This window comes from Thioclava dalianensis (genome assembly GCF_000715505.1).
GTDB classification, from domain to species: Bacteria; Pseudomonadota; Alphaproteobacteria; order Rhodobacterales; family Rhodobacteraceae; genus Thioclava; species Thioclava dalianensis.
Window position 1 is genome coordinate 1 of sequence record NZ_JHEH01000060.1, and the last position, 9293, is coordinate 9293.

Here is a 9293-nt window from a genome sequence, read left to right on the forward strand (position 1 = left end):
TGCGGTCCTATTCGTTCTGGCTGATGCTGGCTTGTTCGCTGACTTTTCTGGTGCCCTACATCGCCTATTCGGTCTTCCAATATGACGGCATGGACCCGATCGTCATGGGCTGGCTGGGCATCGGGTTCAATCTCGGCGCGCTGATCCTGCGCCTTGTCGCTCAGCCCGATGGCTGGGGCCGCAATCTGCTGCGGATCATCATCGCTCTGGTGGTGATCTCGATCTTTGGCCTGCTGGCTGTCCCGTCTGCGAATGCGGGCGGACTGCCCGAGGCGAAGTTCCAGCCGCGCGATGCGCCGATCACCTCTGGCGCAACCGTCACCGAAAAGCAGATTATTGAGAACGCGCTGCCCTTTCTTGAGAAATGGGAGGGCGTGCGTCTCAAGGCATATATTCCGGTGCCCGGAGATGTGCCCACAATCTGCTCGGGCACTACGCGGGGGGTGAAGCTGGGCATGGTGCTCACGCCCACGCAGTGCAAGGCGATGCTGCGCTCTGAGGCAACGGAGTATTGGCGCGGTGTTGCGGCCTATATGACCGAAGAAACCTTGCGCAGCCGGATCAGCGTGCCGCGCGGTGGGGCGTGGACCAGCTTCTCGATCAATCTCGGTTGGGTGACTGCTGGCCGCGCCACGGCAATGCGCCGCTTGAACGCCGGCGACATTCGCGGGAGCTGCGATGCCATGACCTGGTACAATCGCGCTGGCGGGCGGATCATGCGCGGGCTGGTCAATCGGCGCGGCGCAGAATGGGTCAACTGCATGGCTGGGCTCGGCAATGCTTAGCTGGCGTCTGATCCTATGGGCCGTAGCTCTGAGCGCAGCGGCGGTGGGCGGCTGGGCGGTCTGCCAGTGGCGCGCAGACGCCAAGATTGCGGCCCTCCGGCTGGAATGGTCGCAGGCCACGGCAGCCGCCCTCAAGGCTGAGCGGTCGCGCACCACCACCGCCATCATCGCCGCCAACAAGGCCAACCGGGCGCTATCCGAGGCCGAGGCCAATTTGCTCGATGCGCGAGAGGCGCGCGACCGGGCGCAAAAGGAGCTGATACATGCGTTTGATGCTGATCCTGATCTGGATCGCCCCGGCCTGCCTGAGCGGGTGTGGCGAGACATTCTTCAACACTGGGCCGATCAATGACCCGCTGCCGGCACCTCGCGTTGAGTTTCCGGCAGCGGCGCGTCAGCCATGTGCAAACCCAAGAGCGTTGGTTTCGCGCGGAGGGGAGATGGCTGACGACGCGAAAGCGATCACGCGTTTGGGCAACGCGTTGATCGAATGTGAGGCGCGGCGGGGATTGGCACTGCGTTCGGCAGAGGTTGCGCGAGGCTAGAAAACTTTGTACTTGGCAGCAAACTTCCTGCAAGTTTATTGACTTTGAAGGACGATCCCATGGCAGAACTATCGATTGTCGTTCCAATCTACAACGTGGAAGAATATCTTCACGAGTGTCTTGCGAGTATTCAATCGGCTCTTCATTCTGATTTTGATGCAGAGGTGATTTGCGTTAACGACGGCAGTACCGATAAATCGGAAGAAATTGTAAAGCGTTTTGTAGAAAGTGATCAGAGATTTAGGCTGATCACGCAGGCCAATGGTGGCTATGGGAAGGCTATCAACACTGGTATGCGAGCCGCAACAGGTGCTTTCTTTACGATTGTCGAATCCGATGATCTAATAACTATCGACGCATATGTAAAAATTCTAGAAATCCTTCGGCGCGATGAATCCGTTGATTTTGTCAAGGCTCCTTATCAGCCATTTAATTTAGAAGGCGATCTGGATCAAATGGCGATTCCTGTCGATAATCTAACTGCAGACGACATTCTGTCGGTGCCAGTTGGTGAGGTCAGTGCTAATAAATTTACCTCAGATAAGCTGATCTTTCAGGCTCCGGCAATCTGGGCTGGTGTTTATCGTCGTAGCTCAATAGATCGGCATAAGGTATGCCTACCAGAAACTCCAGGCGCAGGATATCAAGATACATGCTTCTCAGCAATGTGCTTTTTAAATGGTATGACGTATTACTGGATTTCTGATCGATACTATATGTATAGGGTTGATCGTGAGGCCGCTTCTCGACATCAACGAAATCGACGTAGTGAGATTGTCGCGCTTTTTGCGTTTGTACGAAAGAACCTAGAAGAAAATTCTCGAATGTCTGAAGTCGAGAAGCCATACTACTTTGCTGTCTATTTTCGTCGGTTAATTTGGTTTATGCAGAGATGCCGTGTTGATCATAGATTTAACTTATTTTTCGATGCATATAGAGCCTTTTTTGAAGTGTGGGAAGATCAGGATTTGCGAAGAAACACGAGATCTCTCTTGCCGTCGGGGGAAGCAGTTCTTTTTGACGATTTTTATAATGGGCGACAATCCAAATTGTACGGTTTTTGATAGCATATAGAGAGGAATGTGCTGAATGTCTTTATCTGTTATCATACCGGCTCACAATCCGGATATTAATTTTTTCAGGACTGTTGAGCTTGTCACGCATAATTATCCTGAGTGGCAAGTGATCATCGTGGACGATGGCTCTTCGAAAGTCTTGGAGGAGCTTTGTGTTCCCGCGGCCAACTTATCTTTTGTGCGAAACGATGCTGCAAAAGGGGCAGGTTTCAGTCGTAATAGAGGCATTGCGGAAGTCACAGGTGACTATGTTGTCTTTATGGATGACGACGACTTTATGGATTGGAAGGTCGTTTCTGAAATAGTTGATCAGATGGGAAAGATGCCTGAGGTTGATGTAGTGCTGGCATCTTATCAGTTTCTCTTGAATGGTATTTTGAGCGAAGCGTACCCTAGGGATAATCAGATAATGCGGGACATCCTCCGTGGAAAGTCCGCTCGCACGATCGGTATCGATGGGAATGAAGATTTGCTTCGGTTTATAAATTTTCCTTGGAATAAAGTTTATAGGGTGGACTTTATTCGTCGAATCGGCCTGAGGTTTTCAGAAACGAAAGTTCAAAATGATATCTATGCGCATTGGCAGTCCTTGTTGTGCGCAAAGCGTATTTTGGTTACTGATCAAGTTTTGTGCACTAAAGATCAAAATGATAGTGGTGGCCGCGTAAGCAATACCGCAGACTATCGAAGGCTAGAGGCATTTATCGCGCTGCGCGAAACATACGAGTTCGTAAGGCAGCAAAGGTTGCCTCGAGTGGAAACGAGATTTTGGGCGTTTTACATAGACTTAGTTCGCTGGATGATACGTGTCTCAACTCGTGATACCGGCCCGTTGTTGTTGTGCGAGCACATGGCTTTTGTAGGGGCGGCTCCGCCAGATATATTGTATGATCTTGAAGTCGACACCGGAATTAAGTCATGGGAATTATGGGAGGTAAACGGAGTGGCGAGGATCGTAGAGGAAGAAGTGTCTGGTTCGATTGATTTAAGCGAGGACCTTCAGAGAAAAATGATATTGAGTGAGCTTTCTCGACTGAAGCAGTTGGCAGCTGAACTTCGTAAAGACAATGATCGAATACGACAAAAATTGAACCAAGCTCATAAAGAAAAACAAAGACTAAAAGATGATGCGGTTGAAATGCAACGTCACCTCGATTCGAAGGCGGCACGTTGGGCATTTAAAATTCGTTCGGCATATCGTTCAGTGATTCGATAAATTCTCAGGTGGCTTCAATGAATTATGATGAGATTTTCGCTTTGAGAGACTTGATTACCAATGATGAGTTTCACGATTCGTCAAAGTCTTATCTCTTTTCTTATGAGGCAGAGTTTTCTTCGTCGCCTGAGGGAGTCACTGTGATTGTGCCAGTCCACAATGGCGGCGATGAAATGAGTGATCTTTTTTTGTCGCTTCGAAACCAATCACTAGATTTGTCTGCGTTTGAAGTTATTTTTTCTTTGAATGGTTGCTCCGATAACTCGCTTTCGCTTGTCGAGAGGTTCGCTGATGACAGTGGGGTGCAGACATTGATCTTGAATGACAGCGTTGGCTGTGTAGCAAGGGCCCGCAACAGAGCATTGCAGCACGCAAGGTTTCGCTATACCACCTTCGTTGATCACGATGATTATCTTTCTCGGGAATATTTGGAGGAGTGTTTGAGACTCGGAAGCTATCGTTCTGTAGTGGTTTCGAATATTCTGAAAGTTGAGGATGATCATCCGATAGAGGACTATGCGCAAACAGTTGTCTCAAAAGGTTTCGAAACCTCAAATGTTCATGGTCCAGAAGACATAGGTCTTTGTTATCGCGCTTACACGCTAAATGCCATAAAAACTGCTCCCACATACATGTTGCGTCGCGTTCAGTATTCGGATGAGTTTTCTCATTCTGAAGACATAAAGTATTGGAGAGATGTGTTTCATGCATTTATGCCCATTACAGTAAAGTCGCCATCTCGGCGTGACATATATTTTCGAAAAATTTTCCAGCATTCTCTTAGTCGTCGAGATACAGAGTTCTATGAAAAGGCAAAGCCTCGTCTAGCGCTTTTGGATTTAATATCTGCGGACAAAGGACGTTTTTCTTGTGGTCTTCCACAGCGGAGTTTTGACGTTCAATTGGAAAAGTTGCTTAACGATACACTTGTTAATTTAGGGCGACATTAATTTGGAAGCGGCACTCATCCTTCTCTTCCCCGTGTTTGCCGCTAGCCGAGCGTGTATCCGCGAAAAGATCTTTTTTACTCTAACGCTTCGACCGGCAGTAGAGCGTTTTGTTAGAACCGTAGTCGGACGGCGTATCTCGCGAGTGTAAGGCATCGCGATTGAATGAATAATTCTACTCAATGCTCGCCTTACAGCGACCCGATGCTTGCCAAAGGACTTGGGGAAGAAAGAGGCCAAGCGTGCCATCTGCGCGTCGGTCATCCAGAAAGAGAGCCCTCATGTTACCACTCCTTTGGATTAGTGGTTCACGCAGTGCCGCCGCAATTAATGTATCTTGCCTTTAGGACGCGTCATATATTTGGCCGAAAAGCCTCGGCAGAGCGTATATGTCGAGTGCGAGAACCTGATGCTATGGCATGAATGACTGGACGTGTGAATTTTCGAAACACTGAGACAGTCCAAAAGATTGCCACCGTGTGGCGCTGGCCTTACAATTGTTGACATATCAAGGTGGGAAGCAAAGGGAATATGCCCGCCCAGAAACTGAAAGTGGCCGCTTAAACTTTACGAATAAGTTGCCTTGAGAATTGAGGGAGACTCCCAATGAAATTTTGGCTATTTGGTGATCTTGACCGCAAGAAGAGGTGAAACCATGAGGCTACTTGTTTTTGGCACGTCCAATTCTATTTTGAAGGGTGGATATGTAGACGCTCTTCGTTCTCTTTCAGATGTTTTCCATCTTGATAGAATTGGTCCCGGTGGATCTACTTCCATTATCCTTCCCTTTTTTGGGGCCGATATAAATTTTTCTAATTATGATTTTGTCGTCATAGATACATCTATTAATGATGGAGCTTTTGTCGGTTGGGGTATTCTTCATGTTGAAGAAATTTTGGCCAACATCAGATGGTTTTGTGCATTGGCGTTAAAGTCGGGGTGCGTGCCGGTGATTCTGTGTATGCCAAATCGACGTTTTGTTGATACTATTGATCCGGCTATTTCTGCTTACAAACAAGTCTCTGAAGAGTTCGCTATTCCACTATTGGACGGATACTCCTTCGTACGTGCTATCGCTGCGGAAACTAGCTCGCCGATCAAGGAATTGTTTTTGGATGACCTTCACTTACTCCCTGAGATTTCCAGGCAGATTGCACCGCGGATCATTTCACTTTGTCATCCAGTCTTCGCCTCTCACGATGATCACTCTATTCCGGTGTTTCGACGCGTCCTGGCTAGTGATCTTTCATTGCAGAGTCGGGAGAGGCGCACTTCCTTGTTGACCGCTCTTTGCGCCGAGCTTTCACCGAATGATTGTATAGAGATTGCGCTGGGAAAAAAGGAAGCGCTATCGGGAATTGTATACAATGCTGGTCATACATTCGGCAGTATAATTTGTAATGGGTCTAATAAAGTCGCCGTCAACGTAAAGTCCCACTATTTTCAGAAGAACGATCTTGTTGTAGCGGCGCGACAGGTGTCGCCTAGCGTGTCAGGCAAGGATGGTATTGTGCGCGTGCACATGCAACGTGGAGCAACGGACGCGGCAGAGATCATTGGGCTGGTAGTCAGCTCAGTTTGATTTTTTGATCTTTTACTGCGATCTTGCAATTGCTTTCTTGCGTGGACGTAGCGGAACCGGCACCGGTTAAGCCGCTAATCTGAATGCCTTGGTAGGGTTCCCTGTGGCAAGCGCCTGACGAGGGTGGCGGTGGATCTAGAATCTCATTCTGCAGCCGATTTCGCAGGCTGCATGCTCTCGAAGCGGTGGTATTTAACGCATTGCTCGTTGAGAGGACAGATGACGCGTTTGCCCATTCCATTCTATTGCGTGTCTTGCGGGGTGATGAACCCCTGCTTCGGTCCATTTTTACGGACTAGCGCCCTGACGTGGTGGCTGATTAAGAATGAGCTATCGAAGTCCACCGGTTCGAGCCCGATCGCAAATGCCGTTGTCCCACCTCAGTCAGATCTCTCTGTCCACACGTCCGATCGTGTCGAACCTGTCAATTAGGGCGTGTTTGAGCGCGACAGGTGCCGGGCCAGCAATTCGCTCGTGGGGAAGTCGATCATCAGCGTCCTAGGGAAGTTTCGCTGTCCTTGCCGTTTAAGACCCGCGCCCAATCCGTCGACCAGCTCTCGTTCGGCGCGGTGGCGATGGTCGGGCACACCCTCAATACATGGGCGCATGCCCACCGATCGCCTGCGAACCTGCCAGCTCTTAAGCTGGAAGACCAGTTGCACCGCGTGCTCTTGTTGAAGCAAAGAAGCTACGCGACCGTGCAATAGTCGAGCGAAGGCTCGTGCTCGATCATCGCGTTGATCGGCTCGGCGAACCGGGGAGGCGACCTTTGGCGCGGCCCGGGTCGGTTTGCACTAAAGCGACCGCCGAGAGACGTAAAGCCTTGCGACAGACATCGTGATGCCGTGGGCCAAAAGACCCTCATTGAGCATTCGGATTATCCGTCGTCATCCGTTTGGCATTTGCCTCGATCCGGTGACGGCTCAATGCCTCACCATGAGGCCCTTAAACTTTTTAGCGAGCAGTTCCAGTATCGCCTCGCGATAGGCTTCCTGCAGATCCATAAATTTCTTTGGTTATTGTTCGCGTGTGGTAAGCAAGTTCGCCCGAAGGAGTTCGCCATACCCAGCATCGGACCCTCCACCCGGCCCCCCGTCTCAAAGGGGAACGGTTGCATTTTGAACCAATCTTATAACCTCAGTTTGCGCTTCTGCGCGAAATCAGTGTCGAGAAGAGTTCTGTGTCAAATTAAAGGCTCTGATCTTGCATAGTCATAAACGCCTCTGTCATTTAATTCCTCACGCAGCTTTTCGCCGTTAGCGATTTTTTCAAATGGATCAGATCGGATATCTTGTCTTGAAAATCGATTGTCTTGTACCTTCGGGGTGATGTTTCGAAAAACACCATTTTGAGCGACAAATTTCTGAATTTTTTCGACCACGTCCGCTTTGGGGATGTTGATGTCCTTTTTGTAGGTCCAAATGCTTCTGGGAATATCGTGTTTTGAAATCAAATTACTATTTTCGATATGCCACTTGTCTAGTGTGCGCGCCCATTTTAAAAAAGCATCAACGTCAACAGAAACTAGTAAATCCGTGGTGTCTTTGTTGTGCCAGACATTTTTTGTACGAGCTTTCTCGTATGATATAAAAGTGTCCAATCTCTGGCGCACAATCTGAATGACAGCCACATTCTCGCGGCTAAATATTTTCCCCATCATTTCCAAAGAAGCCTGGCCAGGAAAAATTTTATAAGAAATCAAAGATTGTCCACGACTCGTAGCATCATCGCGTAGAATATCAATTCCACGCATCGGATCAGCTCGAAAAGCGTGGATTAAATCCTTGTCTTGAGCGTTTTCAGCCTGCGTGCCGAACCCTTCATTGAGGGCATGCAATGTGGCTGCATCGGTGATTCCAAAAACGCCAGCAGGGTTTAGGATTTCAAAATAGGCTTTAGCGCCTTGCAACGCCCCGACGCATTCACAGAAGAAATTTGTTCCGCTGCGCGGACTTGAGACAATGACTAATTCTTGGATAGACATAGTTAATTTCCTTCGTCCAATAGGCAGTGGTCTGCTTTCTTCCGTTGCGGTGATAAGGGGCTTTGCTGAACAAATCAACTGATAGGCCAAGTAGGGTGACCCGCCCCCTATGTCACCCCTCCATATCAGGCCGTCCGACCGAGCTATAGGCCTTGAATCCGGCGGCGCGCGCATCCTCTGCAGTGTAGATATTGCGCAGATCGGCCATCCGTGGCGCCTTCATCGAGGCGGCAATCCGGCCCAGATCGAGCGCGCGGAACTCGTTCCACTCGGTCAGGATCACGATCAGATCGGCGTCCTGACTCGCGGCATAGGGATCCTCGATCCAATCGACGCGCGGCAAAAGCTGCTCGCCCTCATGGCGGCCCTGCGGATCGACCACCCGCACAGTTGCACCGCCGCCCAGCAGAGCGGGCACCACAGTCAGGCTGGGCGCATCGCGCATATCGTCCGTATTGGGCTTGAAAGTCACGCCCATGATCGCGATCACCTTGCCGTTGAACGTGCCATCACACAGATCCAGCAGCTTATCCACCATCCGGCGTTTCACCTGCTCGTTGATGCTGATTACGGCCTCTGTGATCAGCATAGGCGAGGCATTTTCTTGCCCGATCCGCGCCAGCGCCTTGGTATCTTTCGGAAAGCACGAGCCGCCAAACCCCGGGCCGGCATGCAGGAAGTTCTTCCCGATCCGGTTGTCGAGCCCCATCCCCTTGGACACTTCCTTCACATCCGCGCCAACCTTTTCGCACAGCGCCGCGATCTCGTTAATGAAGGTGATCTTGGTCGCAAGAAAGGCATTGGCCGCATATTTGATCATCTCAGCCGATTCGAGATCGGTGGTGACGATAGGAAATTCGCGCAGATAGAGCGGGCGGTAAATTTCTGCCATGACCTTAGCGGCGCGATCGGTCTCGACGCCAACAACCACCCGATCTGGCTTCATGAAATCGTCAATCGCCGCGCCCTCGCGCAGGAATTCAGGGTTCGAGGCCACATCGAAATCAAGCGCCGGATTGGCTGCGGCCACAACCTCGCGCACTTTACGGTTGGTGCCGACCGGCACAGTCGATTTCGTGACGATGACAATGTAATCCTTGGCCTTCTGCGCCACCTCTTCGGCAGCGGCCATCACATAGGTCAGATCTGCATGGCCAT

Annotated in this window: 9 protein-coding genes and 1 pseudogene; 6 read left to right on the forward strand and 4 right to left on the reverse strand. The window is 50.3% G+C overall.

Features of this window, described 5'->3' with window-relative positions:
• The 5 genes from DL1_RS21095 to DL1_RS21405 form a co-directional block, all read left to right on the forward strand.
• On the forward strand, positions 1 to 785 hold a 785-nt coding region (locus DL1_RS21095; RefSeq protein ID WP_051693718.1), incomplete at its 5' end, for a lysozyme.
• Positions 778 to 1137, forward strand: a complete 360-nt coding sequence (locus tag DL1_RS19935; RefSeq protein ID WP_038069931.1) for a hypothetical protein — start codon at positions 778 to 780, stop codon at positions 1135 to 1137. The genes DL1_RS21095 and DL1_RS19935, both read left to right, overlap by 8 nt.
• Positions 1138 to 1389: 252 nt before the next feature.
• Entirely contained in the window at positions 1390 to 2394 is a 1005-nt protein-coding gene (locus DL1_RS21400) for a glycosyltransferase (RefSeq protein WP_074854884.1), read from the forward strand.
• A 25-nt stretch (positions 2395 to 2419) separates the two neighbouring features.
• Positions 2420 to 3622 carry a glycosyltransferase gene (locus DL1_RS19940; RefSeq protein ID WP_038069933.1) on the forward strand — a complete coding sequence of 401 codons (1203 nt, stop codon included), beginning with the start codon at positions 2420 to 2422 and terminating at the stop codon, positions 3620 to 3622.
• 17 nt (positions 3623 to 3639) lie between these two features.
• Positions 3640 to 4572, forward strand: coding sequence for a glycosyltransferase family A protein (locus DL1_RS21405; protein ID WP_074854886.1), 933 nt, complete (start codon positions 3640 to 3642; stop codon positions 4570 to 4572).
• A gap of 21 nt (positions 4573 to 4593) precedes the next feature.
• Here the strand turns inward: DL1_RS21405 and DL1_RS22185 are convergent.
• A pseudogene (locus DL1_RS22185) lies at positions 4594 to 4833 on the reverse strand (transposase); the annotation flags it as partial.
• A 391-nt stretch (positions 4834 to 5224) separates the two neighbouring features.
• Between DL1_RS22185 and DL1_RS21740 the strand changes: the two are divergent.
• The gene (locus DL1_RS21740) at positions 5225 to 6151 is read left to right on the forward strand and encodes a hypothetical protein (protein WP_143081654.1); all 927 of its coding nucleotides are present in this window, start codon (positions 5225 to 5227) and stop codon (positions 6149 to 6151) included.
• 428 nt (positions 6152 to 6579) lie between these two features.
• On the opposite strand, the gene DL1_RS21745 is transcribed toward DL1_RS21740, so the two are convergent.
• The 3 genes from DL1_RS21745 to DL1_RS19955 form a co-directional block, all read right to left on the reverse strand.
• Positions 6580 to 6759 (reverse strand): hypothetical protein, encoded by a 180-nt coding sequence (locus tag DL1_RS21745; protein ID WP_143081655.1) that lies wholly within the window; start codon positions 6757 to 6759, stop codon positions 6580 to 6582.
• Positions 6760 to 7334: 575 nt separating this feature from the next.
• Positions 7335 to 8135 carry a hypothetical protein gene (locus DL1_RS19950; RefSeq protein WP_038069937.1) on the reverse strand — a complete coding sequence of 267 codons (801 nt, stop codon included), beginning with the start codon at positions 8133 to 8135 and terminating at the stop codon, positions 7335 to 7337.
• 112 nt (positions 8136 to 8247) lie between these two features.
• The coding region (locus DL1_RS19955; protein ID WP_038069939.1) for a UDP-glucose dehydrogenase family protein at positions 8248 to 9293 on the reverse strand (1046 nt) is incomplete at its 5' end.